The following is a 24,737-nucleotide window of genomic DNA, read 5'->3' on the forward strand; positions in this document are numbered from 1 at the left end:
AATAAACCCACCTTTCAGAAATTCTGAAAGGTGGATTTTCTTTATGGTCTTAACAAAAATTTATTTTGCAGGTACGCTGCTAAAATTCAGCGCAACTTTAATATTCATATCTGAAGAAGTCTGGTTCCTCAGTTCGTAAACTGTTCTCACAGTCAAACCTGAACTTTTTACAATCTCATCCAGAAAACCGGTATCATTAAGATCCAGATTCAGGCTGGAAGAATTGGTGGATATATTCGAACGTGATGCAATCAGTCTTTCACCGGTTCCGGCTGACGAGACATAAATTTTAACGGTCTTGAATGCACTCAGATTTCCTCCTGAAGGCGATGCTACTGAAATTTTAGCATCTGAAATTCTTACATCCTTGATCTGTGCATTGTTATTTCCCCCGAACCAGGTCTGAACATTGGTAGCAGTTGCCGTTGAAGATACTTCTTTATCAGCAGGTACTCCTGTAGATACCAGAACATTCGTTGTGTAGGGAAAGGTATTCTGAACCAGCGACTGTACGGTTCCGCAACTTACAAGTACAACTGAAGCGGCCATTGCTGTTAGAACTATATTTTTCATAATATTAAATTTTAAACTTCAGAGTATACTTTGCAGAAACTGTACCAAAATAGCTGAAATTTATTCAACACTTACGGTAAAGCTTCCTTTGGTGTTTCCCGAAGCCATATTACTTTTACCGATGATGAGCCACACCTCTCCTTTTCCCGGAGTTTCATACGTTATCTCTCTTCCGAAAGGTCCGTCATAGTCCCCGTTAGGGAGTTTTATCTGATTGAAACGGATATTAAAATCTTTTTCTTTGGTTGAAATTTTTGCTTTGATATTCGCCTGGTCATAATGAGTCAGCTTCAATACCAGTTCCTGATCATCTTTAGTAAACTCTTCTCCTAATGTAAAAGGAAGCTGTGATGCATCAGCCGTTCTCACGATCTGGCCTTCTTTTTCGCTTCTCATCACTCCTTTGCGCAGGACTTCTTTGGTAGCCGGAGCATTGTTAATAATTGAATCTTTAGTTTTCAATGCTGCAGAATCTGTTTTATAAACGGAATCCGGCATTTCAGTGACTACGGTAGAGTCTTTATCCTGCGTTACAGTCACAGCAGGTTCTTTTTTACAGGCAACGATAATCAATGGAATTAACAATAAGCTTTTTTTCATAATAATTAATTTTAAGGAAGTGAAAAAGATGAAAGCCGGAGGCCTGGAGATGGAAGTTCTCCTTTCTATTAACACCATCCTGGTTAATCAGTTCTTTTTACATGCTAAAATTGTTCCAAGTTCATTCCGGGATCTGCATTCAGGACTGGATTCTGCTGTAACGAAATACTATTGAATGGTCTGATAATAAAGGATCTCAGAAAGAAAGGTTTTGGACTTTTCTCCTTTTATTTTATCATGGATATTCTTTTTAAGTTTTCCGTCATTTTTTTCATTGGCATAGTTCAGCAGGGCTTTTTCACTGAAGTTAACATCTTTAAGATGGTAATAAACATTAAAGTTCCTTCGGGCCATATTCTGCGACGTTACAAAGCCTCCCCAGTTGATATAGCTGCATACTAAGATGGTCCCGTAAAGATACCAGGCCATTGTATTGAAGAGGTAGGCATTCCGTTTTTTCTTTTGAATTTTAATAAAGGTCAGAACAAGTCCGGTAAGGGCTAAAATCAGAAATAAAAAAACACCAAGTCTCTTATAGGTAAAGCCATAATTGACAATATACTCAAAGTTTTTCGCAGCTGCTGAAATTACAAGCACTGCATTCAGCAGAATCCAGATTTTTGCTGAAATTTTCATCAGGCCGGCCTTCGGATCAAAATTAAAGTCTGATTTAAAGTAAAACATAATGACCAAAATCGCCATGATAATTGATAAAATAACGGCATTCACTCTCTCATGGGTTTCTTCAGAAAGCTGAACGGGCGTTTTTGATACTTCGTAAAACTGTTCGTAGTTGTAGGTGATAATGAAAAAGATCAGCAGAATATTCAATGAAACGAAAGAGATCACTCCACTCATTCTTTCTGCATCCAGATCAAGAAAAGAATAGGTAGCCTTCGGGATCCGGGGGGTACTCTGAAAATCATTATCCAAAATACAGTGGGTTTTGTAGATCAGCCTTTCAACGGCAAAGTTCCAGTAGTTGAATGCAATAAAAAATCCCAGAACAGAAAGACAGAACACCTGCCAGAGGTTAAGATCAAGCTCATAGTCTGTAAAAAGAGCGGCAAAATGGTCACTTCCTGCAGAATAGATCCCGAAAAAAACAGATATCAGGATCAACGGAATCAGGATAAAGGCGAATGTCTTCTGCCATAGCCCTGAAACATTCCTTTTGGGCAGCCACTGATCAAAGCTGAAGATCCGGCAGATCGAAGTACATCCATTGGAAATAAAAACAGGAATGAGAAAGAGGATCTTCATATTTCTGTTTCTGGCCCGGTATCCCAGCAAAAGCAATGAGCTTACCAGAGCGAGAAAGGATGCAAAATCGCCATACCATGCGAATGCGGCACATGACAGGATGCTTGTCCCTAAAAGAATGCGCAGGGTTCCGGTTTTATTTCTTCCCGGAGTTTTAAACCAGGTCAATAAGGAATAAACAATTCCAAGGATTGCAAGGTTCAGCCCTGTATCCTGATCGTAGAATACGATAACAAACAGAAGGGCTGTGATGAATATATAGTGATGTGTTTTCATAAGATTAAAAACTTTGGAGGTTAATAACTGATTATTAGTTGAGAATAATAAAAAGATAGACCAGTGCAATGGGAATATTGGCAAGCAGAAGAACAACCGAGTTTCCTGAAGCTTTTTCTTCACTGACATTTGTTATAAATATGATCAGCTCCTGCAAGAGGATGATCACATTAACGATTATTGCTGTGAGTACATAGTAAAAACCAATCATTACCAGAAAATCCGACTGGGTAATCAGAAACAGAATCCACAGAAATGTTCCTGCCAGAAAAGAAATCAAAAATGTTCTTTTTCCCAGCGGACTGAATTTTATTTTATCCATAATGCTATTTTTTAGTGAAGCACAACGGTTTCTTTCTGCTGAATGAAGTCTTTCACATGGTCAAAATTCTGCCACAGGAGTTCTTCAAAATCCCAGTGATGAAACGTTCTCATATTCTGACCCTTTTTGTATGCTTTGATATAAATTTTCACATATTCAGGCAAGATAAATGTTCCCAATACGATAGCCGCCAGAAGGTGGGCATTGAGCTTACCATTTCCCAGGAGAAGGTACTGCATGGCAATTTCGTCTTCGAAGTTGGTCCCGCAGCCGGTAATCAGATGGTGTACATCATGATTTTCCATTTTGGGAATCATTGAAAAACCGTGTTTCCTGTAAAATTCTCCGAGCTTTCTGCCCAGGGAGTCTTCCTGGAATTCCAGCAGCTGTTTTTCATTGAACTGCCATTGTCTTTTTTTCTTTTTAAAGTATTTTCTGTACAGCTTTTGAGTTTTATCATACACAAAAAGCAGAAACTGAACCCGTATTTTTTTCATAGTATATTGTATTTAAAGAAGATTGATTCCTATTAAAGCATAAAGAACAGCAATGGGGATATTGAGCAGCAGGATACCAATTGCTTTGAGGCAAATGTCCAACCGGTCCCAGTTGATAAAACTATATACCAGCAATGCCAGTATAACAGCCAGACTTGACATGGCTCCAAAGATGATCACCATATAGCCTGACCCTGCAAACCACTCATTTTTTGTCAGTATATATCCGAAAAGACAAATATTTCCGGCCAGAAAAAACAGGGCAAATACCGTTTTTGCGATGTTTAAAATGTGTTGATCTTTCATAATTATTAAGCCTGCGTTAAAGTAAAAACAGTAATTTCCGGACGCACCATAAACCTGACCTGAAAAGAATGTCCTATGGCACGGTTGATATACAGCATTCTCCCGTCTTCCAGATCAATCTCGCCCGAAGTGTATTTTTTGTTTTTCACCGGGAGAACCGGAGTGATAATTCCCGGTATCCTGCATTGTCCGCCATGCGTGTGTCCGCTCAGAATCCAGCCCCGGTAACCGTTCCATATATCGAGGTCACAGGCATCGGGATTGTGACAGAGTATGATATTGGCTTTTGCGGGATCGTATTCTTTCATGGCTTCTGCCGGACGAAACTCCGGTGACCACAGATCATCAAATCCTATAAAATTTAATCCTTCTGTTTCCTGTTGAGCATTTCTGAGCATAACAATTCCTCTGTTTTCTAAAATTTCGCAGATCCGGTCTGCACATTCCAGATCTTTCCAGCTTACTCCGTAGTCATGGTTCCCCAGTATTCCGAAAGTTGCGGCTGTTCCCATTACGCAGTTTTCCATAACTTTCCTAAGGGCATTCTGCTCCTCCGCAGTTCCATAATTCACATAATCTCCGGTATACACTACAAAGTCAGGATTAAACCTTCTGGCTTCCTTAAAAGTTTCAATCAGAAAATTCCAGTCGAAACGGTCTCCCACATGCAGGTCAGAAATCTGCATCAGTATTTTTCCTTCCAGCGATGAGGGTAAATTCTTTATGGGCAGTTTTTTTTCAACAAATTCTACCCAGAAAGGTTCTATCTGCCATGAGTATAATGCCGGAAACATTCCTGCAACCGAAAGCCACATCATTCTTTTAAAAAATTCTTTTCTGGTCATGTTCATAAGCTAATACATCCGGTATTTAACTTCCCGCGAAGGGACTTCCAAAAATTCCTACGGCCAGTTCAAGCCAGATCAGTACAAGAGCCAGCAAAGTGAAAATGCAGAGTATTATTTTCAGGCTTTGCTTTTTGATTTTATTTCTGGCCATATTGATCAGAAAAGCGGTTGTAAAGAGTAAAATTCCTGCTACCAGAAAATCAGAGACGGTCCAGTTAACTTCTTTAGAGAAAATGTTTCCCAACATTGGAACAGTCAGCACAACCAAAGGAAATGCATAAATGGCGAGTGTTTTTTGTTTTTGTGTTATCATTGTATTTTATTTTATAAAGTACTTTGCAATTCAAAGTTAATGTTCAAAAAAAATATAGGACTAACGTCCCAATAGTTTTTCAAGGGCATCCAGATGCTCCGTAAAGGCCTGTCTTCCGTTCTGTGTAACCCGATAAGAGGTCTTCGGCTTCTTACCTACAAATTCTTTTTTCACTTCAATATAACCGGCTTTTTCCAGTGCATTACTGTGACTGGCCAGGTTGCCATCAGTAATTTCAAGCAACCCCTTCATTTCAGAGAAATCAACCCAGTCGTTGACCATAAGAACGGACATAATGCCCAGTCTTACACGGCTTTCGAATTCTTTATTGAGCTGACTTATTTTAATCATTTTACTGTTGTCTTATTTATTCTGAAATCGTCATCCCCTGACTATTTATATTTCCCTATCCTGCACAAGCTCCGTCTTAGCAGCTTTTCTCCGTTTCAAAAAACGGTGCAAAAATAAGGATTAAAAACAGGATCTATTTCTTCACGATTATGATTTCTATTTTAATGTATGTACTTTTCCAAAAAGACCATCAATGATCAGTTTCAAAATACAGACTGTTCCCCCACTGATGATCAGAGATAAAATCCCGATACAGAACGGCCATAAGCCCATTATACGGTCTTTTCTTTCCGAATAAAATTCAGTGACCTCTGCCAGATTGGGCTTCTTACCTGAATACACCGCAATCAATTCTTTTTCTGTATTAAAAGTTTTTACCTCATCTGTTGTTGTATCTAACAAAAAGTACCCGTTATCAAAAGTTTTACCCAGGATCTTATTTCCATCTTCTTCAATTTCTGCAACCATTGAAACCTGAGTTTCTCCGTTTTTCCCGTTAATACTTGCCTGCTCCGGAATATCAATAAATAGCAGCTGATGATTATTCCTCAAAGGAACATACCATGCATCACCAATCCCTATATCTACTTTCTTTTTATCCGTAACTAATGAAAACCCGATAATTCCACAAATATAGAATGTATACAATCCTACAAATGGCGCTGCTATTGCCAGTATTGTTTTTCTCTTTCTCCTGTTTTTATTACTGACAAAATATGTAACAATGCCTGCTATAACAGCACAGATCAAACTCAGAATAAAGAGAATGACAAGATGTATCAGTATGACAAACCCTATTCCCATTATTGATATTTCTTATGCATGATCAATCCATACACAATATGCAGGACACCGAAGCCAATTGCCCAGAAAACCAATCCCCAACCCAAAAAGAAAAGAGATATCAATCCCAAAATAATTTCAAAATATCCTAAATATTTTACATCCGTCAGGGTATATCTTTCCGCATTTACCAAAGCTAACCCATAAAAGATCAGCGTAGCCGGTGCAATAAATACAAACAGGTGGTGATAAAGAAGCGCCAGGCAGAAAAATCCTCCCGCTACCAAAGGCACAGCAAAAGCAGCCAAAAGCCGTTTGGTGGTTGCATCCCAGATTTTGAGTCCTTTCTTTTTACTTTTATTGGCTGTAAAAATATATCCGCTGAAAATAGCTGCCACTAAAATAGCGATACCGATCCATACAAGTTCTCTCACTAAGGCAGGTTTGAAAATATTCCTGTCACCATCAAAGTAATCAATCCCTTCTCTTTTAAAAACAAAATAGACATATGCCGCACCAATAATAGCTGCCAGCCCTGCCACAACTCCGGATAATCCGCTCAAAGAAATAAATCTGGAAGACCGCTCCATCATGGAACGGATATGGGATAAGTCTTCGTGATAGTTTTTTGTTTCCATAGAAAGAACTTTGAATTACAAAGTTATAATTTTTTATGAACCTGCAAAATATTTTTTTGAAAATATATTATATAAAGACAGCCATCAATAAAAAAACCGCTGATGAAATCAACGGCTGTCTGTTTTTATGAGTGGAAAAACTATTTTGCTCTCAGTCTTTCTTTAATCGCTTCAATATTTTTCTTTGCAGAATCTTCCAGGATAAGGCTTGCACTCATGTGGATTCTTGCCGGCATCAGTTCATTGAAATGATCTGTTCCTTCCCACGACACTTTTTTGATCAGTGCCAGGGCCTCACTGCTTCTTGAGGCCAGTGTCTGTAAAAATTTCTCCAGCTTTTCATCCATTTCCTGAATATTCTCTGATACGGAATGGTAAATATTGTGCTGCTCTGCCCATTCAGCAGATCTGAAATCTGCATCAATAGCCATTGCCGAGAACTGTGATTTACCGATCTTTCTTTCTACGTAAGGGCCAATCACAAAAGGACCAATTCCCAGATTGATCTCTGTAAGTGCCAATGCTGAATCTTTTGTTGCAAAACAGTAATCTGCCCCACAGGCAATTCCTACTCCTCCACCTGTTGTTTTTCCCTGAACTCTTACCACCACTATTTTTCCGCAGTTTCTCATGGCGTTCAGTACTTTGGCAAAACCACCGAAGAATTGGGTGGAAGCTTCCAGCTCTTCAATAGCCAAAAGCTCATCGAAGCTCGCTCCTGCGCAGAACGCTTTTTCACCTTCGCTTTTTACCAGGATAGCCTTTACCTCATCTTTTGCCCCTTCTTCCAGAATGGTCTGAGCCAGTTTTTCTAAAATGGCACCCGGAAGGGAGTTGCTTTTTGGGGTTCCGAAAGTAATTTCGGCAATATTATTTTTAATTTCTGATGCTACAAATTCGCTCATTTTTATTGTTATTGGATTATTACAAAAATACGAATTACAGTGCTTTCCGGGAAACTTAAACGGAATTTTTTGAAAGGGAATGGAGATGGAAGCAGGAAGTTGGAAGTACTGGCAGAAGAAGTACGGCTCTTATCTTTGTTTTCGGATTCTTTCAGTTATCAGTAGGTAGAAATACGTAATATTTAATTTGGTATTTTCTACGCTAGCATCACTTTTCCATTAATCGTTCCTTTGACTTAACAAAATTAACCAACGGCGGTCTCCGAAAAGCCATTGAAAAAGAGTAGGAAAAACTAAACTGAAAACTATTTTACCATGGAAGAATACATTGGAATTGTCAAATTATTTGCAGGAAATTTCGCACCAAGAGGATGGATGTTCTGTGACGGAAGTTTACTAAGTATTGCACAAAACAGTGCTTTATTCTCAATCTTAGGAACCACTTACGGTGGGGACGGAAGAACTACGTTTGCTCTGCCTAATCTGAAAGGGCGTATGGCATTAGGCGCCGGAACTGTAAACTCCAGCGAAAATTATCCTTTGGGAATAGTTTCGGGAACGACTCAAAACACACTTTTAGCATCAAATCTCCCAAGTATTGGAGGAGGTTTTCAATTGAAAGTAGCGAATAAAAATGCAAACACATCCACTCCCAGCGCCGCAGTATCTATTGCGATCACAGGAACACAGGTTGGAAGGGATTTCAATGTTGTCCCAAGCTTTGTGAATAATGCCAATCCTGATACGGCTATCAACGGCCAGAGTATTTCATTTGTAGGTCAGAATTTACCCGTGAATAATATGCCTCCTTACCTTGGGCTCAATTATATCATCTGTGTTGAAGGTATTTATCCTCCACGCAGCTAAATCATTCATAAACAACCTAACATTTAAAACAGAAATCATGAAAAGCACTACCTTTTTAATTATTTGTAGTCTGCTCATTTCAATTTTTTCATTCGGGCAGACCAGTACAGAGTATTTTGAAACGGAATCACACGGAAGTACAAGTTTTACTGATAACGGTGTAATATTCAATATTATCTCTCATGTAAGCGTTTTTGATATTCAGGGTAACTTCCCCGGTACCGGCTGGAGTGGAACGGCAAATGATAACAGATATATTGATAATTCCAACAATCAGGAATTCCCTCCTTCTTTCAGCATCAGGACAACATCCAATCTGTTTAAAGTAAGTAAGTTCTGGATGTATCTTTCTGCTTTGAATCTGGATCCGAATGTAACAGGTACACTTACCATAACCGGGAAACTGAGTGGGATAACAAAATTTACCCAAACAAAAACAAGCGGGTTCAATACGAGTACCACCACCAATAACGGATACACATTGATCGACCTTGCCAACCTGAATGGCCAGAATTATTCAAATATCGTCATTGATGAGCTTGTTATCACTGCAAACGGAGGATTCAGATATGTTGGCCTTGATGCCTTCACCTGGGTAAAAGACAGCAATCTTGTACTGGGCGCTACTGAAGCAAAAGTTTCTGAAAAAAATAAGGCTATTTATCCTAATCCAACCAAAGGTCCACTTACCATTCAAACGGATAAGGCTTCAGAAACCGGTATTTATAGCCAGGAAGGAAAGCTGATGAGAAAGGTAGCCACTCAAAAAGGCACCAACGAAACTGATATTTCTGATCTTCCGAAAGGGGTTTATTTTATCAGGACAGGAAATGAATCTACCAAGGTTATTAAAGATTAATAAAGACAGTTCACATTCGTATTTGTTCTCATAAAGATTCTAATTCATGAATGACAATCCCTTAGCAATAAGGGATTTTGTTATTTTATCTGGTCCATTTATGAAGATGTTCTATTCTTCCGTTTCTTTTTAACAAAGCCTGAAATCTTAGTTTTAACAGAATTTTGCGGCCTTCGATGGTTCTTGTAAAGATCAGTTCAGCGTTTCCGATCATTTTGTCCCAGGTCTTTTTAAAGAATTCTGCACTTTTCTTATTTTTTGCAAAGATTTCCGGAACCGGATAATAAAGATCTTTTTTAAAAAAGGCTGAATTATTTTTCTGCTTCACGATATACCTGGGATTATCAATCTGAGAAACCAGCTCCTGCAGTGTCTGAATAAACTGAGCGTTTTCATACTGACTTCCGCCCTCAAGGTAGCAGAACGCATTTTTTTCCTTTTTGGATGAGCTTACAATTCTCAACTTATCAATAGAGCTGCGGATTATTTTTTCATGGATCAGACTGCTCATAACAACATTGGCAAGTGATTCAAGCTGGCTGGCAAGATTCTTACATTTCCTGTATTGGTGTACGGATAAGTATAGTTTTCTTCCATACACTATAAAACCGGCAATCCCCAGTAAAGAAGCCAGAATAGAAAAACTTTTCACAGAGCTTACGGAATCTATATTTTTGAGCAGTCCCAACAGCAGATCCTGGAAGAACAAGAGTATGGAAGAAACGATCAGTTTAGCAGAAGTTACGGTCATCCTGGCAAGATAATCCATTCTCATTTCGTTCATTGCCCTCATATTTTCCTTAGGAACCTGAATTTCTTCTACCAGAATATTTCCTTTATCCAATGCCAGTTTCCAACGCCTGGCAAGTCCTGTTCTGTCTTGTGCCATGGCAAAGGTTGCCTGATTAACGGCGGGGATTCTTTCTGTATTTTCTATAACCTGAAGATTGAGTCTTTCAAAGTTATTTTCGATCGTGGGCTCCTCCTTATGGGAAATTCCTACAAAGGTTTTGAATCGCCGTTTCATGATATTGAGATCCTGACCTCCATTGCCGTCTGCTGCATCAAAGCATACCAGATGCCAGATATTCCCAGTTTTATGAAGGTTGTCTTTGTCTGTCCTGATTACCCGCCCCCGCATCTGATTGGAAAGAACAAAAGAACTCACAAAACTTGCCAGAATCAGGGTATTCATTTTAGGGGCATCCCAACCTTCTCCCAGCAGAGATTTGGTTCCGGTCAATATCTGTATTTCCCCAGCCTGAAAAATGTCTGTGATGATATGAACTATAGTATGCCGGATCTGCTCTGTAAGACCAATCATCAGATAGTTCTTATCATAGGTAAGTGGAAAGCATGCAACGGCTGATACATTTTTCCGGGCACAGCATTCATCAAACATATCTTTTGCACTCACAGGAATAATGACCAGGCTGCCGGTGAGTACTCCTAATTTTTTATTTTGAACGTTTTCTCTTCTTAGTTTTTCAAAAACCGGAACAGCTCCTATTTTGTCAAGATTCAGGCTGTTCTCTTCTGTGGTGCTTAAGTATTCTTTTTTAATAAAATCCGTAAGAATTACCATCCTGAGCTCGTCTTTAAGGACAGAAAATTCAAAGTCAGCAATATCTTGTATTCCCTGAAGCTTACCAATGCTTGAGTTCAGGATCTGATTCAGATTTTTACTGTTGAAAAAACTGATTGTCTTTTGCTCAAAAAAGCCCAGTCTTTTCAACCGGTTTCCGAGGTTTGTACGATGTTCTTCATAATCTTTAAAACCGGCGTCATCTGTCAGCAGGTAAAAGTCAAGAAGTTCTTCCATCCAGAAGAAATCAAATTCGGGAACATATTTCTGCTGATCACCAATAATTTCAAAATGAATATCCGGAATTTCTATTTCTCTGAAATGAAGATAAACGAGTCCTGAAGTGTAAGACGATATATTGTCATAGATCCAGTCCAGATGCTCCGTCGGATCCTGATAAACCGGATGCTGCCCAATAGCGTTGAGAAGGACTTTATCTTTTTTTATTTCTTCAAAGAAAGCGGATGCCTGTGTATGGTAATATTCGATCTTCTTCTGTTCTTCCTGTGAGGGTAAAGTAAAATGAACCAAATCCTGATGTGGGCACAGGTCTCCTTCTATCATCAGCTCCGGGACAGATATTTCTGCATCAATAGGGCCGTTGAGCCTGATGTATTTTTGCCATTCTGCACCGGAAACATCAAAAGGAGGAGTTGCCGTAAGGGCTACAACGATAGGATTGATCTCCTCTTTCAGCTCCATCAAAGTCTGCCACCAGGCATTTTTCAAGTGATGGGCTTCGTCAAGGATGAGGGTTCCTACTTTTTGTTTTTTTAATCGTTTAATGATTTCTGCAGGGGAGACTTTTGAAGATTTTTCTGTTGCAGATTCTTCTTCATCCGTTCCTGAAGCGGAATGAAGTCCCTGATAGGTTGTTACCGTAATGATTCCCGGCTTTTTAATATCTGAAGAGATCCATTCCGGAACGGTTTCCGTATTCAGGAAGAGTTCACAGAACCGGTGAATCCATTGATTTTTGATCGCTAACGTTGGGGCAACGATGAGTGTGGGCCTGCCTAGTCTCAGCATCATTTCCAGCCCAAGAACTGTTTTCCCGGATCCCGGAGGTGCTGAAACGTGTAAATGACTGTCTGCAAGATATTCTTCAAAATGGTCCAGAAACTTTTTCTGGTAAGTTCGCCAACTGTATTTGAAACCTGCATCTTTTGGGAAAACATTCATAAGCACAATTTAATAAAAAACAGTCATTCCATTGTGGAAAATAAAAGGAGCGTTTATTTTTTCAGGGCCAGGATGTATTTGTCTATATACAGCTGTTTTTCTTTTGATTTATACTGCTGAATGTATCTCGGATGCTCCAGAACAGTCATGCGATCGAACAGTTTTGCTTCTTTGTTTAATTTTGCAATAAAATCAGCATTCTTTTTCCCCAGAATGAAAACTTCCGAAGTGTCCAGATTCAGGCTGATATGCTTCTTCAGGGATTCAATCATGAAATCTTTAACGGCTTCAAATAATTGTTTATCATCGTAATAATTGGCATTAAGCCATCCGTTTTTTGTTTTCCTTACGATAGCCAGAGGAAATGGAGAATTGATATACACATCTTTGTAAAATAATTCTGCACCGCCATATTCTGCAATCATATCATATATAAAAACCGAAGAAACTTCATGGGTATAGGCAGATCTCATTGGTATTCCGCAGACACTTTCCAGTCTTTTGGTATCTGTAAACGGAACTCCTGTAATTCCTGCTCCGTGACGGCTGGGATTGATTCCCACAATAAATTTTCTTTTATCGGAGTCATCATAATATTTGTGATAAAATTTCTGCATCACTTCCATCGTTTCCGGATTATCCAGATACGGGTTTAAAACGGCAAAATCTTCAGGAAGCTCTCCTGCATAGGTAAGATTCCGGTTAAAATCGATGACCTGGTCTGCGAAAGTTTTACTCATTAACAATAGATCCGGTTTTCGTTCATGATTGAAATTTAAAGATAATTTTTTTGGATCATAATAGCCTTATCATTCGTAGCCTTTTTTTTATTAACTTCGTTTTCAATGGAATAAGACTTCATCAACTCAAAAACTTTTAACCATGATCGGAATTATAACTGAACTTATCATCTCGTGGCTCCTGCTTCGGTTCATTGCAAAAAAGGATTTGTCTGTTTTAGGATTGAAACCCAATTCAATAAGACTCATTCATTGGAGCGTTGGTTTTATTCTGGCTGCAGCGGTTTGCAGTCTTTATCATTTGATGACAACCGCATTGATCAGCAACAGCTGGATCCTGAATAAACAATTCACATTATCAGCCGCATTGATGAGTTTATGGTGGGTTCTGAAATCTGTGTTGTTTGAAGAATTACTTTTCAGAGGTGCTTTGCTCTATCTTGCCATCGAAAAATGGGGAAGTACTAAAGCCTGTATTTTTTCTGCAGTCTGCTTTGGAGTCTATCACTGGTTTTCCTATAATGCTTTCGGAAATCCTTTTCAGATGGGGATTATCTTTGTGATGACAGCTATCTTTGGATGGATGCTTGCAGTGTCTTTCGCTAAGACAAAATCGATGTATCTGCCAATAGGCCTTCATCTGGGCTGGAATCTGTTTAATATTGTCCTATTCTCTAACGGCCCGCTTGGTAAGCAACTCTTTATGAAAGCAAATGAAAGTCACCTGGAAGGTATTCCTTCACTGCTTGTTTTTTTGTTTCAGATAGTGGCTTTGCCGCTTTTGGTGTTTGGGTATTTTAAGTTTAAGGAACGGGCTAGGGGTAAGAATTGAGAATAGCCTTGAGAAGTCATCCTTGTCAAGTATACATATAGAACAAAAAAACAGCATCTTATTTCTAAAATGCTGTTTTTTATGGTATTCTTATTCTGAATTATATCAATCCGAATTGTTCGAAGTGGTGAGTAAAATGTTTTTTATGCATCAGTTCCCACATTTCCTTATTCAGTTTTCCAAATACGAAATTCATATGTTCTGCCTGTGGATTTTCTTTGTAGTAAACCACAAATCTCTTCAGGTTGTCAATGAATGACTGTTTTGCCACCTCAAAATTCTTATGTACCGGATCCGGCAGGCTACCATCTGCCGGCAGGAACGGTGCTGTAAATTCTTTTGGCATTTTTCTATGATTGTAAAGGGAATCCTGCCATTTTTCCAGGTGTTCTTCAGGGGTGAAGCATTGATCTGCTTCCGGGTCGCCCAGACTTACCAACAGAGCCTGTTCAAGATGCTCAATCATCTGCTGCGGAGACATTTTACCCCAAAGAGCAGGAGTATTTTCTTTTAATCCGCTGACTATTTTCTGAACATTTTTTACAGTCAGATCAATGAACGGAGATTGTTTTGCTACTAAAGTTAAGATTGTTGCTACACAAACGACCTCATCTCTCTGGTTAACAACCTCAACCAGCCATTTTACAACACCGGAAGGAATATTTCTTCCTTTTACTCCCCTGTTGATCTTTTCTTTTGCTGTAAGATAAACCGTAATGGTATCTCCTGCGTATACAGGTTTAAAGAAGCTGCATTCTTCAAGTCCGTAATTCGCAATTACAGGCCCCTTTTTACCGGAAACAAATAATCCTGCTGCTGCTGACAGAATGAAGTATCCGTGAGCTACTGTTTTGTCAAAGATTGTTCCCGTTAAACTTGTAGCATCGGTATGGGCATAAAAATGATCCCATGAAACGTTGGAGAAGTTTACGATATCTGCCTCAGTAACTGTTCTTCCTGCCGTTTCTAAAGAATCACCCACTTCTACCTCTTCAAAATATTTCTGGAAAGGATGTTTGTCTGAGAATTTCTTCTCAGCTCCCTGCTGATAGATTTTAGTAATTGCTTTCAATACATCCGGAGACCCCTGAATGGCTGTTTTCTGTAAAAAGAAATGCAAACCGCTTAATCCGCCCATTTCTTCTCCACCTCCTGCTCTGCCGGGTCCACCGTGCATCAATGTCGGAAGTGGGGAACCATGACCTGTGCTTTCCTTTGCATTGTCTCTGTTCAGAACGAAAATCCTTCCGTGCTGGGAAGCCATTTTCCATGAAGTTTCTGCGATAAAGTCTTCATCATGAGAGACGATAGATCCTACCAAACTTCCTTTTCCTCTTTTTGCCAATGCAGCCGCTTCTTCAGCATCTTTATACGGCATCAGGGTTGAAACCGGGCCAAAAGCTTCTACATCATGAGATATATTTTTTTCGAAAGGTTTATCGTTCAGGAATAACTTCGGACTCATAAATGCCCCGTTTTCGTAATCTGCATCTACCAGTTCGTGTTTTCCGTCATACACAAGCTCTGTTTCGGACTTTAAAATATTGACCTTTCTCAGTACTTCTTCATACTGCTGTCTTCCCACCAAAGATCCCATTCTTGTTTCCCTGCTCAGCGGGTTTCCAATCTTCGTCTGATCTAAAGCTTTAGATAAAGCATTCTGAACATCCCCGATTAAATGCTCAGGTACTATAATTCTTCTGATAGCCGTACACTTCTGTCCCGCTTTTGTAGTCATTTCGTTGCGGACTTCTTTGATGAATAAGTCAAATTCAGGAGTTCCCGGCTTTGCTTCCAATCCCAGAATAGAACAGTTCAACGAATCTGCTTCCATATTGAAACGCACTGCATTTCCAGCAACAGACGGAAGGGATTTTAATTTTCTCCCTGTGTGGGCTGAACCTGTAAACAATACGGAATCTCCATCCTGAACATAATCCAGAATATTTCCGGGCTCTCCACATACTAACTGAACAGCACCTTCCGGTAATACCCCGCTTTCAATCATATCCTGAAATACTGCATTGGTAAGATAAGACCCGAAAGGAGACGGTTTAACAATAGACGGAACACCCGCCAACAATGATGTGGATAATTTTTCCAGCATTCCCCAAACCGGGAAGTTATAGGCATTGATCTGCACAGAAACTCCTTCACTCGGCGTTAATATATGAGTTCCAAGGTGAGTTCCATTGGCAGAAATTTTCTGTGTATCCCCATCTACCCAGAACGGTGTATTGGGAAGCATTCTCTTCGCCAGCCCTGAATAGGTAAAGAATGTACCGAAACCTCCTTCGATATCTACCCATGAATCCACATGTGTAGCACCTGTTTTATATGATAATTCGTAATATTTTTTCTTTCTTTCCAACAGGTAAAGGGCTACTTTTTTCAACATTTCCCCACGGTCGTAGAAAGTCATTGAAGAAAGATTTTTGTATCCTACTGTTCTTCCGTAGTCAAGAGCCTGTTCAAAGTTCAGCCCTTCCGTATCGGAAACAGCTACCTGTTCTCCGGTAACAGCATTGTACAAAGGAACTCCGTTTCCTGTTCCTTCTACCCATTGGCCGTAGATATAGTTTTTCAGTTTTTCCATTTCTTTTTTATTGTTTACAGAAACCTGACAGGTTTTAAAAACCTGTCAGGTTTAGCTATTTTTAAGTATTATTCTAAGCTTAGAAAATCATATTCCACATTAGATCTGTGATAAGCAATAAAGTTCTCTAATGTATCAAAATATTGCATAATTTCCGATCTATAAAGTTTACTTGGCTTATCCTGATTCATATATGAGTTATATGATGAATGTTTCCAATCTACAATCTGATCTACAAAACCATGATTAATGTGATTGTTATGAATATAATGCAGTACTTTGATTAAGTATTTTTCGTCCTGAACTTTTTTCCTTTTTACAGTATTCAGAAAAAGGGCGCCTTTTCTGTTATATACCTTATTGAACGCTTTGGAATAAGCATTAAGGCAGTTACTAAAGTGTTTCATTAGAAACTGATGTTCACCCTCTGTTTCTATCTCTTTAAAGCTTTTAAATCTTACCAAGAGATGAAAATGATTGGGCATTAGACAATAAGCATAAATATCAGCGACAGGAAGGATATATTTTTCTAATTTTTCCAGAAAATATTGATAATTTGAAGTTTCACGAAAAATCATTTCTTTCCCGTTGCCATGAGAAAAAATGTGGTAAGTGCCTTCAAATTCAAAATTTTCTGTATTAATCATTCTATTTTAAATTGATGTTTTATGTTAAAAACCTAACAGGTTTTTGAAACCTGTTAGGTTTAGAGTGCTCATTACTTCACATCGTCCCAGATGCTGTAATCAACAGTTTTTGTTGGGGTCTGCTGAACATATTCAGTAAAAGGTTCGCAAGGCAGAATAGCTTCTTTGCCTTCTCTTGCCAGTTCCTGATACAGCTTTGTTCCTTCTGTTTTCCAGTGGATCATTTCGTCAGAAACGTCACGGATTATTTTTGCAGGACTTCCTACGATCAGTTTTCTGGGTTCGCATCTGAAATTGGCAGGAACAAAAGCTAAAGCACCGACGATACTCTCATCACCGATATACGCTTTGTCCATCACTACAGCATTCATTCCGATCAGGCAATTTTTCCCGATGTGTCCGGAATGGATAATAGCGCCGTGGCCAATATGGGCAGATTCCTCCAATATGGTTTCGATATTCGGGAAAACATGCAGGGTACAGTTTTCCTGAACATTGGCTCCGTCTTTAATGATAATTTTCCCCCAGTCACCACGAATGACTGCATTAGGTCCGATATATACTTCTTCACCAATTTCCACATTCCCAATGATAACTGCCTGCGGATGAATATAAGCAGAAGGTTTTATGATGGGACGGATTCCGTGGTACGAATAGATGTTCATATTTTTTGATTTGAAAATTTGAGAATAGGATAATTTGAAAGTGAATTTAAAAGATTGCCGTAATTCCGGTAAAATTTTAGTCAGGAATTTTCAAATTACCTCATTTTCAAATTGATTATACTTTTTCAATTACCATTGCATATCCCTGGCCTACCCCAATACAAAGTGTACACAAGGCATATTTCTTATTCTGTTTCTGAAGTTCCATTGCAGCAGAACCGATAATTCTGGCGCCGGAAACTCCCAGCGGGTGACCGATAGCGATAGCTCCTCCGTTCGGATTTATTCTTGAATCGTCATCTTTTAACCCTAAAGTTCTTGTTACTGCTAAAGCCTGCGCTGCAAATGCTTCGTTCAGTTCAATGATATCCATATCTTCTAAGGAAAGATCCAGTCTTTTAAGCAGTTTCTGTGTTGCTTCCACCGGTCCTATTCCCATAATTCTCGGTTCTACTCCTGCTACGGATGAACCTAAAATTCTAGCTTTTGGTTTTAACCCATATTTTTTTACAGCTTCTTCACTTGCCAGAATAAGGGCTGCAGCACCGTCATTCATTCCTGAAGCATTTCCTGCCGTTACGGTTCCTTCTTTTCTGAAAGCCGGACGAAGTTTTCCTAAACCTTCCATAGAAGAACCGGGTTTGATAAATTCATCTTTTTCAAAAATAACAGGTTCTCCTTTTCTCTGTGGGATTTCAACTTTTACAATTTCTTCAGCCAATCTTCCGCTTTCCTGAGCTTTTGTAGCTTTCTGCTGAGACCAGAGAGCAAATTTATCCTGATCTTCTCTGCTGATATGGTGCATATCTGCAAGGTTTTCGGCAGTTTCTCCCATTCCGTCCACACCATACATTTCTTTCATCTTAGGATTGATAAAACGCCATCCGAAAGTAGTATCAAACATCTGGCTGTCTCTTCCGAAAGCAGCGCCGGGTTTTGACATGACATAAGGTGAGCGGGTCATATGCTCTACGCCACCTGCAATATAAATTTCTCCTTCCCCTGAAGCAATGGAACGGAATGCATTCGCTACGGCTGACATTCCTGAAGCACAAAGCCTGTTGACTGTTTCGCCCCCGATTTTATAAGGAAGCCCTGCCAATAAAAGTCCCATCCTGGCCACGTTTCTGTTGTCTTCCCCTGCCTGGTTGGCACAGCCGAAAATAACGTCTTCAATTTCTTCAACAGGTACTTCCGGGTTTCTTGCAACCACTTCTTTAATAACAATAGCAGCCAGATCATCTGCCCTTACTTCTGATAGCCCTCCCTGTAGTTTTGAGATGGGAGTCCTTACGTAATCTATGATGTATACGTTGTTCATAATTTTGATTTGAAAATTTGATAATGGGATAATTTGAAATTATTTCATTAGCTCAATTATTATTAATCTTATTTATTTTTTTAATGATGATATCCTGTTTTTTCATTATCCGGTTCAATTTTATCAGTGCCGATGGCGCCTGTCTTCTTTGATTTCGATCTTACCGTTTTTTACATCATCCAAAGTATATACTTTATACACAAAATCTTTCCCGTAAATATCTTTGGCATATTCTTCCACGGTCTTGGTAAAGCCTGCTTCTTTCCTTATTTTATTCACATTTTCCGGATCTTTGATCGGCCAGATGTACTCGGTTTTGTAATCTTTTCCGTTTTCATTCCAAAAGCTTCCATATCCCTGGGTACCGTAGATCTGCTCTTTCCCCTGGTCCATAAGATACCTGTCTTCCATAGTTGCCACCTGTCTGAACGGAATTTCATTCTTTTTACCGGCTTCTTTAATTAAGGGAAGATACTTTCCTATTTTCTTTGAATGCTGAATAACGAACCAGACCGTTTTATTTTCCGGTTCTCCCACCATTGTTTTTCCCGGATAACCATATTCTTCAATAATCTTTTCCACCCTGATCATGTTGGCACTGTCTTTTTCCACCGCTAATGCCCAGGTCATTTTGGTGGTATCAACCCCTTTTTTGAAAAGTTCATTTTTAATCTCCGATTTCCTTTTTGCTGAAATCGAGTTATCAAAATATTCCCGATAGATCTGATCCCAATAATAAATATCCTTCAACTCTTTCTTCAGTGTTTCATTAAGTTTCTGCTGCTGAGCACTCATCAGAAATGAAGATAGTCCTAAAAAAAGTAAAAATATTTTTTTCATGATAATTGTTTTTTACCGGAATATGAGTTTTTTACAATATTGATCTCTGGACGGCTAAAGTTCTGTTACTTTTTTCCCTATTTTATAAACTGTCCCCACAAATTTTGCAATCAATTCATTATTCTGATTGGTTATTTTAATGTCATAAACGGCTGTTTTTCTGGTATCATTCACCAAAATACTTTCTGCCCTGAAAACATCTCCCTCCCGGCCGGCTTTGGTAAAATTGATGATACAGTTCAGTGCAACTGCTGCATCCCCGGTATTGTTGGATGAAAATGCCAGTGCGGAATCGGCAAAGGCAAATGTAACACCGCCATGTACCGTTTTAAGCCCATTAATCATATTTTTCCTGATGGGCATTTCTATTAAACAATAGTTTTCTTTTACTTCAATCAGTCTGATATTCATCCACTGGGAAAACTCATCCTGATTGAGCATATAATCTGCTACCTGTCTTGGGTTCATTTCTGTCATAGGTTTGTTATTTCTTCATACAGCTCATCGGATAATCTGTCATAAACATTCATAGTTTTTCCCAGAATGATCTGCTCATATGAAAGAGCTTTTGAATCTGATGAATTTTCTGCTGGATAGGAAGCCTCTAAATCAATTCCATTTTCCTGAGCTAATCTTCTGATCACCTCTTTATATTTTTCGTTAAACTTCCCCAATAATTCAAGCCTTTCCTGCTTATCTACAGAATAGGCTTCCTGAGCTAAATACTGTTTTTCTATCGAAAGCCTTGTTTCCAGCTCAGCCCTGAATTCATCTATATTCATTTTTCTCAATGTAACTACCAATATATCTCAGTTTATCAATAAGCTAGTTTGACATATTGGTAAAATTTTTTTTTATAGTTTACGAAGTAAAGGACTCTGTCTGTACCTTTCTTCCTGATATTCTCCGTAAAGATCCTGCAGGGTTCCGGAAATTTTAGAATACCCGATTTCTTTTCCCCAGCTCAGTAATCCTTTCGGATAATTTACTCCTTTCTGCATGGCCAGTTCAATATCTTCATCATTGGCCACGCCTAATCTTTTGGCTTCTACAGCTTCGTTAATCAGCATTGAAATGATTCTTAAAAAGATTTGCTGATAAAGTGCATCATCCTTTTGGACTTCTGATTTTACTGCTCCTTCACTGTAATCATAGAATCCTTTTCCTGTCTTTCTTCCATGCAGTCTGGCTTCAGACATTCTCTGCTGAAGTAAAGACGGCTTGTATTTAGGATCGTAGAAATAGTCTTTGTAAACGGTTGTTGTCACAGCAAAGTTGACATCAACACCAATAAGGTCCATCAGTTCGAAAGGACCCATTTTGAAGTTTCCAAGGGTTTTCATCGCATCATCCACCTGTTCAGGAGTTGCGATATTTTCTTCAACAATTCTCAGCGCTTCTCCATAATAAGGTCTTGCAATTCTATTGACAATAAACCCTGGAATATCTTTAGCGATTACAGGTACTTTTCCCCACTCTTTCATGAGGCTGTAGATTTTCTCCGGTAAGCTCTTTTCTGTTAATAAAGATGGAATAACTTCTACCAAAGGCATCAGTGGAGCAGGATTGAAGAAATGTATCCCAATAAAACGCTCCGGCTTTCTGAGCTCGGCACCAAGTGAGGTGATGGAAATGGATGAAGTATTGGAACCAATGATACAGTTTTCAGAAACATGGGTTTCAAGTTCTGTAAAAACTTTGGTCTTAATTTCTTTGTTTTCAATAATCGCTTCAATGATCAGTTCACAATCTTTGAAGTCTTTCAGTTCTGTAGCAATGGAAATATTGGATAAAATTTCAACCATTTTTTCTGATGAAATTTTCTGTTTATCAACAAGCTTTGTTAATGTTTTTTCCAGACCTACGGTTGCCGTTTCTACCTGTTTCGGATTGGCATCATATACCCAAACCTTACATCCGTTCGTTGCGGCTACCTGTGCAATGCCGATTCCCATTGTTCCGGCACCGATAATTCCTACATTTTTCATTTTTAATAGATGATGCAAAAAACCAAAAGTTAGAAGTTCGATTCACTAAGATCTCACTTCTAACTTCTGGTTTCTATTATTTATTTTCCTTTATAATTAGGTTTTCTTTTCTGTAAAAAGGCATTTACACCTTCGATGAAGTCCTCAGTTTCTGCAGCTTCCTGCTGAAGATCTCCTTCCAGTTCCAACTGTTCTTTCAAGGTATTCGTATAAGAATGAGCAAAGGCTTTCTTGGTCAGCTTAAGTGCTGCTGTCGGCATATTAGCCATTCTCTCAAGGATTTCCATTGATTTTGGTCCGAATTCTTCTTCGCTGAAAACTTCTGCTACCAGGCCATAAGATTTAGATTCTTCAGCGGATAACTTCTTCCCTGTAAAGGCTAAATAATTGGCCAGCTGTCTGCCTAAAAGTTTCGGTAAGAAATATGTTCCTCCTGTATCAGGGATCAAACCGATATTTGAAAACGCCTGTGCAAAATAAGCTTTCTCATGTGCCAGCACAAAATCACTGATCAATGCCAGCATTGCACCTGCTCCTACTGCAGGACCGTTTACCAAAGCAATAACCGGTTTTTTGCAACGGGTCACCTCCATTACCAATGGGTTGTAGTAATCTACTACAATTTTTCTGATAATGTCATTATCATGATGCTCTTTTCCCACTACAAACGCCTCATCCAGGTTCTGCCCTGAGCAGAACGCTCTTCCTCTTCCGGAAATGGCAACACATCTTACGGTTTCGTCTTCGCTGCATTCTTTGACAAAATCTTTCAGATCTGCCAAAGCCGGCTTTGTAAGGGCATTCATCGTTTCAGGCTGATTTAGATAAGCGATTTTGAGCTTTCCGTCAAAATGCGTTTCAATATCAAGTTGTGTATACATAAAAAATCATTTTTAAATCAGATAAATATAATCATTTAACGGCATATGCATTAACAATTCACAAATGAAAAGCTGAATATTTCAATGCTATACATTATTGATGCTGTTGTATTTTCACATTGTTAAATAAATATATTCATGACTAAATAATTATAAATTCGTTTTGGTGATATTTTATTTATTCTTTTTAATTTAGACTGGAATATTATTATAATAATTATTGAACTTTATATTATCTATATAATCTTCCAGAAGTGGTTGTACACTGCAGTTAAAGAGAATATTTTCTTTTGCTATTGTTTTATGAGCTCTTAAATAGAGTCCATATTTAACATCATTAATTTCATTCCCGGAAACGGTTACTTTGCCATCTAATGAGCTTCCTAAGATTGGAAGAGTCTGTCCTCCTGAGGTTGGGACCGGCCAAATTTCAGGGACTGAATTTACGATAACCCCATATCCTTCATTATTACTATACAATAGATTATCTGAAATTACAATACGTTTTGTCGAGTTTTTATAATGATCTAAGTTTTGTTGTGAAAGTATACTTAGTCCATCTACTTGAACTCCAACAAACCCTTCACCTGTTGTTATTGATTTAAAATTGTTATTATTTACCATCACTTTTCCTAAAGGTACTGCAATGCGATGTACTGATGATATTATATTTCCATTAGAATCATAAGTATGGATTGAAGTATGAGCTTTAAAATCAACAGCAACTCCACTCATATTAGTAGCTATATTATTTGAAACATTTATATTATTCATGCTTCCAACAATCAGTACAGCTGTTTTTAAATAATCAAAAGTATTATTCGATATATTAACATTCTCCACTATTGTGTTATTGACCTGTGATTGTACAAGAATTCCATAACTATTACCAACAACTCCTTCAATAATATTATTACAAATTGAGAAGTTTTTGACAACACCACCCTCTATTTCTCTAGTCGCTGAATTAATAATACCACTATCATTTGTAATCAATTGATGGATATAATTATCCGTAATAATCGCATTCATTCTAGTGCCATCAAAACGTATTGCCCCCCATGTTGTATTTTTGAAAATATTATTTGAAATGATAAAATTATCTACATTATCATAAAAATCTATTGCAAATAGTCTATGGTGACCAGTATTATCACGTCCACAAAGTTCAAAATAATTATTATTTACCAACAATGAACCAACCAGTCCACAATCGGAAGCAGAAATACCACAAGGCATTTGAGCCGAGTTAGGTATTGGAGTACCGTTTGCTTCTCTTAGAACTTTATTTTTGAAAACGTTATTTTCAATTGTAAAGTTTATATTATGGGACTGAGAAAGCGTCAGGTGTTCCATTCTATACATTTGGGTCTGTATCTCACTCTCAAAATAATTATCTGTAATTTTTATTTCTCCCTCCGTATTACAATTATAGAACTGCAATCCTCTCGTATACAGATCCAAAAAACTACAATTCTTAATTTCTATATTGATGGTTCCTCCGGTATAACTATCCTGAATAAATGTTATATAAATACCTCCATTAAAGTCTCTTAATGTATCATCACTCCCTATAATGTTATAATCAGCTTCAGTATAAACCTGAGAAATATGGCTTTTATTCTGATCGATTTTAATTCCGTCTATAATGAAGTTATTACAATTAACAAATTTCAGATAATAAGACCGGAAACGCTCAGTTGTATCTGACTTAATCAAAGTATGCTGTTTGTCTCCCAAAAGTTTAAAACAATTGAGATTTTCAAAAGCAAGCTGTCTGTTTACAATATACTCTCTTGCATCAAATCTTAACGTTGCTCCTAAATATGCTGCAGTTTTAATCGCCTGAGTGATCATAGCCTCATCATTGGTATATCTTTTATTACACCTATACCATTCAATATTAATAGTATTTTCGTTTAAAAGAGCTTTATAATACTCTCCATTTCTAAGAATGATAACTACGTCATCTTCCGGCAAATTACTTCCCGTGATTTTCTGATAATAAACTTCTTCTCCTGTGTTCATGAAAAATTCCTTGTGCCCATAATTGCCAATG

The 24,737-nt window shown here is 38.3% G+C and carries 28 protein-coding genes; 4 read left to right on the plus strand and 24 right to left on the minus strand.

Features of this window, described 5'->3' with window-relative positions; all coding sequences use genetic code 11:
* Positions 1-60 precede the first annotated feature (60 nt).
* Together BBI00_RS22390 and BBI00_RS22395 are read right to left on the minus strand one after the other, a co-directional pair.
* Positions 61-573 carry a hypothetical protein gene (locus BBI00_RS22390; RefSeq protein ID WP_065401063.1) on the minus strand — a complete coding sequence of 171 codons (513 nt, stop codon included), beginning with the start codon at positions 571-573 and terminating at the stop codon, positions 61-63.
* 60 nt (positions 574-633) lie between these two features.
* Positions 634-1,173, minus strand: a complete 540-nt coding sequence (locus BBI00_RS22395; protein ID WP_065401064.1) for a hypothetical protein — start codon at positions 1,171-1,173, stop codon at positions 634-636.
* Positions 1,174-1,192: 19 nt separating this feature from the next.
* Here BBI00_RS22395 and BBI00_RS23485 point away from each other — a divergent pair, with 19 nt between their 5' ends.
* Positions 1,193-1,348 (plus strand): hypothetical protein, encoded by a 156-nt coding sequence (locus BBI00_RS23485; protein ID WP_165602579.1) that lies wholly within the window; start codon positions 1,193-1,195, stop codon positions 1,346-1,348.
* Here the strand turns inward: BBI00_RS23485 and BBI00_RS22400 are convergent.
* The 10 genes from BBI00_RS22400 to BBI00_RS22445 all read right to left on the minus strand — a co-directional run bounded on the left by BBI00_RS22400 (position 1,342) and on the right by BBI00_RS22445 (position 7,675).
* Positions 1,342-2,712, minus strand: coding sequence for a DUF4153 domain-containing protein (locus tag BBI00_RS22400; RefSeq protein ID WP_065401065.1), 1,371 nt, complete (start codon positions 2,710-2,712; stop codon positions 1,342-1,344). The two genes, BBI00_RS23485 and BBI00_RS22400, sit on opposite strands and share 7 nt — an antisense overlap.
* Before the next feature lie 34 nt (positions 2,713-2,746).
* A complete protein-coding gene (locus tag BBI00_RS22405; protein ID WP_065401066.1) occupies positions 2,747-3,034 on the minus strand; it encodes a hypothetical protein in 288 nt (95 codons plus the stop codon).
* 11 nt (positions 3,035-3,045) lie between these two features.
* The gene (locus tag BBI00_RS22410; protein ID WP_065401067.1) at positions 3,046-3,531 is read right to left on the minus strand and encodes a Coq4 family protein; all 486 of its coding nucleotides are present in this window, start codon (positions 3,529-3,531) and stop codon (positions 3,046-3,048) included.
* A 12-nt stretch (positions 3,532-3,543) separates the two neighbouring features.
* Complete coding sequence (locus tag BBI00_RS22415; protein ID WP_065401068.1) at positions 3,544-3,837, minus strand: hypothetical protein; 294 nt, start codon at positions 3,835-3,837, stop codon at positions 3,544-3,546.
* 5 nt (positions 3,838-3,842) lie between these two features.
* Positions 3,843-4,682, minus strand: a complete 840-nt coding sequence (locus tag BBI00_RS22420; RefSeq protein WP_065401145.1) for a metallophosphoesterase — start codon at positions 4,680-4,682, stop codon at positions 3,843-3,845.
* 25 nt (positions 4,683-4,707) lie between these two features.
* On the minus strand, positions 4,708-4,998 hold the full coding sequence (locus BBI00_RS22425) for a hypothetical protein (RefSeq protein WP_065401069.1): 291 nt from the start codon (positions 4,996-4,998) through the stop codon (positions 4,708-4,710).
* 60 nt (positions 4,999-5,058) lie between these two features.
* A complete protein-coding gene (locus BBI00_RS22430; RefSeq protein ID WP_065401070.1) occupies positions 5,059-5,349 on the minus strand; it encodes a winged helix-turn-helix domain-containing protein in 291 nt (96 codons plus the stop codon).
* Positions 5,350-5,505: 156 nt separating this feature from the next.
* A complete protein-coding gene (locus tag BBI00_RS22435; protein WP_065401071.1) occupies positions 5,506-6,153 on the minus strand; it encodes a hypothetical protein in 648 nt (215 codons plus the stop codon).
* Positions 6,153-6,770 carry a hypothetical protein gene (locus tag BBI00_RS22440; protein ID WP_065401072.1) on the minus strand — a complete coding sequence of 206 codons (618 nt, stop codon included), beginning with the start codon at positions 6,768-6,770 and terminating at the stop codon, positions 6,153-6,155. The genes BBI00_RS22435 and BBI00_RS22440 overlap by 1 nt, the downstream gene beginning before the upstream one ends.
* 140 nt (positions 6,771-6,910) lie before the next feature.
* Positions 6,911-7,675: an enoyl-CoA hydratase/isomerase family protein gene (locus tag BBI00_RS22445; protein ID WP_065401073.1), complete on the minus strand. Its 765-nt coding sequence runs from the start codon at positions 7,673-7,675 to the stop codon at positions 6,911-6,913.
* Positions 7,676-7,990: 315 nt separating this feature from the next.
* Here BBI00_RS22445 and BBI00_RS22450 point away from each other — a divergent pair, with 315 nt between their 5' ends.
* Positions 7,991-8,542 (plus strand): phage tail protein, encoded by a 552-nt coding sequence (locus tag BBI00_RS22450; RefSeq protein ID WP_065401074.1) that lies wholly within the window; start codon positions 7,991-7,993, stop codon positions 8,540-8,542.
* A 37-nt stretch (positions 8,543-8,579) separates the two neighbouring features.
* Positions 8,580-9,401 (plus strand): T9SS type A sorting domain-containing protein, encoded by an 822-nt coding sequence (locus BBI00_RS22455; RefSeq protein WP_065401075.1) that lies wholly within the window; start codon positions 8,580-8,582, stop codon positions 9,399-9,401.
* Between the two features lie 85 nt (positions 9,402-9,486).
* Here BBI00_RS22455 and BBI00_RS22460 read toward each other — a convergent pair whose 3' ends face one another.
* Both BBI00_RS22460 and BBI00_RS22465 read right to left on the minus strand, forming a co-directional pair.
* Positions 9,487-12,168 carry a DEAD/DEAH box helicase family protein gene (locus BBI00_RS22460; protein WP_065401076.1) on the minus strand — a complete coding sequence of 894 codons (2,682 nt, stop codon included), beginning with the start codon at positions 12,166-12,168 and terminating at the stop codon, positions 9,487-9,489.
* A 53-nt stretch (positions 12,169-12,221) separates the two neighbouring features.
* Positions 12,222-12,908: an SMUG2 DNA glycosylase family protein gene (locus BBI00_RS22465; protein WP_065401077.1), complete on the minus strand. Its 687-nt coding sequence runs from the start codon at positions 12,906-12,908 to the stop codon at positions 12,222-12,224.
* Positions 12,909-13,050: 142 nt separating this feature from the next.
* On the opposite strand from BBI00_RS22465, the gene BBI00_RS22470 reads away from it, so the two are divergent.
* A complete protein-coding gene (locus tag BBI00_RS22470; RefSeq protein WP_065401078.1) occupies positions 13,051-13,740 on the plus strand; it encodes a CPBP family intramembrane glutamic endopeptidase in 690 nt (229 codons plus the stop codon).
* Between the two features lie 100 nt (positions 13,741-13,840).
* Here BBI00_RS22470 and paaZ read toward each other — a convergent pair whose 3' ends face one another.
* The 10 genes from paaZ to BBI00_RS22520 form a co-directional block, all read right to left on the minus strand.
* Positions 13,841-16,336: a phenylacetic acid degradation bifunctional protein PaaZ gene (paaZ, locus tag BBI00_RS22475; RefSeq protein ID WP_065401079.1), complete on the minus strand. Its 2,496-nt coding sequence runs from the start codon at positions 16,334-16,336 to the stop codon at positions 13,841-13,843.
* 68 nt (positions 16,337-16,404) lie between these two features.
* Positions 16,405-16,983: a transposase gene (locus BBI00_RS22480; protein ID WP_065401080.1), complete on the minus strand. Its 579-nt coding sequence runs from the start codon at positions 16,981-16,983 to the stop codon at positions 16,405-16,407.
* Between the two features lie 71 nt (positions 16,984-17,054).
* Positions 17,055-17,648 carry an acyltransferase gene (locus tag BBI00_RS22485; RefSeq protein ID WP_065401081.1) on the minus strand — a complete coding sequence of 198 codons (594 nt, stop codon included), beginning with the start codon at positions 17,646-17,648 and terminating at the stop codon, positions 17,055-17,057.
* A gap of 115 nt (positions 17,649-17,763) precedes the next feature.
* Complete coding sequence (gene pcaF, locus BBI00_RS22490) at positions 17,764-18,969, minus strand: 3-oxoadipyl-CoA thiolase (RefSeq protein ID WP_065401082.1); 1,206 nt, start codon at positions 18,967-18,969, stop codon at positions 17,764-17,766.
* Positions 18,970-19,092: 123 nt separating this feature from the next.
* The gene (locus tag BBI00_RS22495; RefSeq protein WP_083988625.1) at positions 19,093-19,809 is read right to left on the minus strand and encodes a DUF6624 domain-containing protein; all 717 of its coding nucleotides are present in this window, start codon (positions 19,807-19,809) and stop codon (positions 19,093-19,095) included.
* A gap of 54 nt (positions 19,810-19,863) precedes the next feature.
* Positions 19,864-20,277 (minus strand): PaaI family thioesterase, encoded by a 414-nt coding sequence (locus BBI00_RS22500; RefSeq protein ID WP_065401147.1) that lies wholly within the window; start codon positions 20,275-20,277, stop codon positions 19,864-19,866.
* A 5-nt stretch (positions 20,278-20,282) separates the two neighbouring features.
* Positions 20,283-20,591, minus strand: coding sequence for a hypothetical protein (locus tag BBI00_RS22505; protein ID WP_065401083.1), 309 nt, complete (start codon positions 20,589-20,591; stop codon positions 20,283-20,285).
* A 72-nt stretch (positions 20,592-20,663) separates the two neighbouring features.
* Positions 20,664-21,815 carry a 3-hydroxyacyl-CoA dehydrogenase NAD-binding domain-containing protein gene (locus BBI00_RS22510; RefSeq protein WP_228394822.1) on the minus strand — a complete coding sequence of 384 codons (1,152 nt, stop codon included), beginning with the start codon at positions 21,813-21,815 and terminating at the stop codon, positions 20,664-20,666.
* A gap of 62 nt (positions 21,816-21,877) precedes the next feature.
* Positions 21,878-22,678, minus strand: a complete 801-nt coding sequence (locus BBI00_RS22515) for an enoyl-CoA hydratase/isomerase family protein (RefSeq protein WP_065401085.1) — start codon at positions 22,676-22,678, stop codon at positions 21,878-21,880.
* Between the two features lie 192 nt (positions 22,679-22,870).
* Entirely contained in the window at positions 22,871-24,706 is a 1,836-nt protein-coding gene (locus tag BBI00_RS22520; protein ID WP_123902335.1) for a right-handed parallel beta-helix repeat-containing protein, read from the minus strand.
* Positions 24,707-24,737 lie beyond the last annotated feature (31 nt).

Origin of the sequence: Chryseobacterium arthrosphaerae, assembly GCF_001684965.1 — a bacterium.
Classification (GTDB): domain Bacteria; phylum Bacteroidota; class Bacteroidia; order Flavobacteriales; family Weeksellaceae; genus Chryseobacterium; species Chryseobacterium arthrosphaerae.

Bases quoted from the DNA above. Each gene is read 5' to 3' on its own strand.
- BBI00_RS22390 (WP_065401063.1), bottom strand. From the start codon at position 573: ATGAAAAATATAGTTCTAACAGCAATGGCCGCTTCAGTTGTACTTGTA.
- BBI00_RS22395 (WP_065401064.1), bottom strand. From the start codon at position 1,173: ATGAAAAAAAGCTTATTGTTAATTCCATTGATTATCGTTGCCTGTAAA.
- BBI00_RS22400 (WP_065401065.1), bottom strand. From the start codon at position 2,712: ATGAAAACACATCACTATATATTCATCACAGCCCTTCTGTTTGTTATC.
- BBI00_RS22405 (WP_065401066.1), bottom strand. From the start codon at position 3,034: ATGGATAAAATAAAATTCAGTCCGCTGGGAAAAAGAACATTTTTGATT.
- BBI00_RS22410 (WP_065401067.1), bottom strand. From the start codon at position 3,531: ATGAAAAAAATACGGGTTCAGTTTCTGCTTTTTGTGTATGATAAAACT.
- BBI00_RS22415 (WP_065401068.1), bottom strand. From the start codon at position 3,837: ATGAAAGATCAACACATTTTAAACATCGCAAAAACGGTATTTGCCCTG.
- BBI00_RS22420 (WP_065401145.1), bottom strand. From the start codon at position 4,682: ATGACCAGAAAAGAATTTTTTAAAAGAATGATGTGGCTTTCGGTTGCA.
- BBI00_RS22425 (WP_065401069.1), bottom strand. From the start codon at position 4,998: ATGATAACACAAAAACAAAAAACACTCGCCATTTATGCATTTCCTTTG.
- BBI00_RS22430 (WP_065401070.1), bottom strand. From the start codon at position 5,349: ATGATTAAAATAAGTCAGCTCAATAAAGAATTCGAAAGCCGTGTAAGA.
- BBI00_RS22435 (WP_065401071.1), bottom strand. From the start codon at position 6,153: ATGGGAATAGGGTTTGTCATACTGATACATCTTGTCATTCTCTTTATT.
- BBI00_RS22440 (WP_065401072.1), bottom strand. From the start codon at position 6,770: ATGGAAACAAAAAACTATCACGAAGACTTATCCCATATCCGTTCCATG.
- BBI00_RS22445 (WP_065401073.1), bottom strand. From the start codon at position 7,675: ATGAGCGAATTTGTAGCATCAGAAATTAAAAATAATATTGCCGAAATT.
- BBI00_RS22450 (WP_065401074.1), top strand. From the start codon at position 7,991: ATGGAAGAATACATTGGAATTGTCAAATTATTTGCAGGAAATTTCGCA.
- BBI00_RS22455 (WP_065401075.1), top strand. From the start codon at position 8,580: ATGAAAAGCACTACCTTTTTAATTATTTGTAGTCTGCTCATTTCAATT.
- BBI00_RS22460 (WP_065401076.1), bottom strand. From the start codon at position 12,168: ATGAATGTTTTCCCAAAAGATGCAGGTTTCAAATACAGTTGGCGAACT.
- BBI00_RS22465 (WP_065401077.1), bottom strand. From the start codon at position 12,908: ATGAGTAAAACTTTCGCAGACCAGGTCATCGATTTTAACCGGAATCTT.
- BBI00_RS22470 (WP_065401078.1), top strand. From the start codon at position 13,051: ATGATCGGAATTATAACTGAACTTATCATCTCGTGGCTCCTGCTTCGG.
- paaZ (WP_065401079.1), bottom strand. From the start codon at position 16,336: ATGGAAAAACTGAAAAACTATATCTACGGCCAATGGGTAGAAGGAACA.
- BBI00_RS22480 (WP_065401080.1), bottom strand. From the start codon at position 16,983: ATGATTAATACAGAAAATTTTGAATTTGAAGGCACTTACCACATTTTT.
- BBI00_RS22485 (WP_065401081.1), bottom strand. From the start codon at position 17,648: ATGAACATCTATTCGTACCACGGAATCCGTCCCATCATAAAACCTTCT.
- pcaF (WP_065401082.1), bottom strand. From the start codon at position 18,969: ATGAACAACGTATACATCATAGATTACGTAAGGACTCCCATCTCAAAA.
- BBI00_RS22495 (WP_083988625.1), bottom strand. From the start codon at position 19,809: ATGAAAAAAATATTTTTACTTTTTTTAGGACTATCTTCATTTCTGATG.
- BBI00_RS22500 (WP_065401147.1), bottom strand. From the start codon at position 20,277: ATGAACCCAAGACAGGTAGCAGATTATATGCTCAATCAGGATGAGTTT.
- BBI00_RS22505 (WP_065401083.1), bottom strand. From the start codon at position 20,591: ATGAATATAGATGAATTCAGGGCTGAGCTGGAAACAAGGCTTTCGATA.
- BBI00_RS22515 (WP_065401085.1), bottom strand. From the start codon at position 22,678: ATGTATACACAACTTGATATTGAAACGCATTTTGACGGAAAGCTCAAA.
- BBI00_RS22520 (WP_123902335.1), bottom strand. From the start codon at position 24,706: ATGAACACAGGAGAAGAAGTTTATTATCAGAAAATCACGGGAAGTAAT.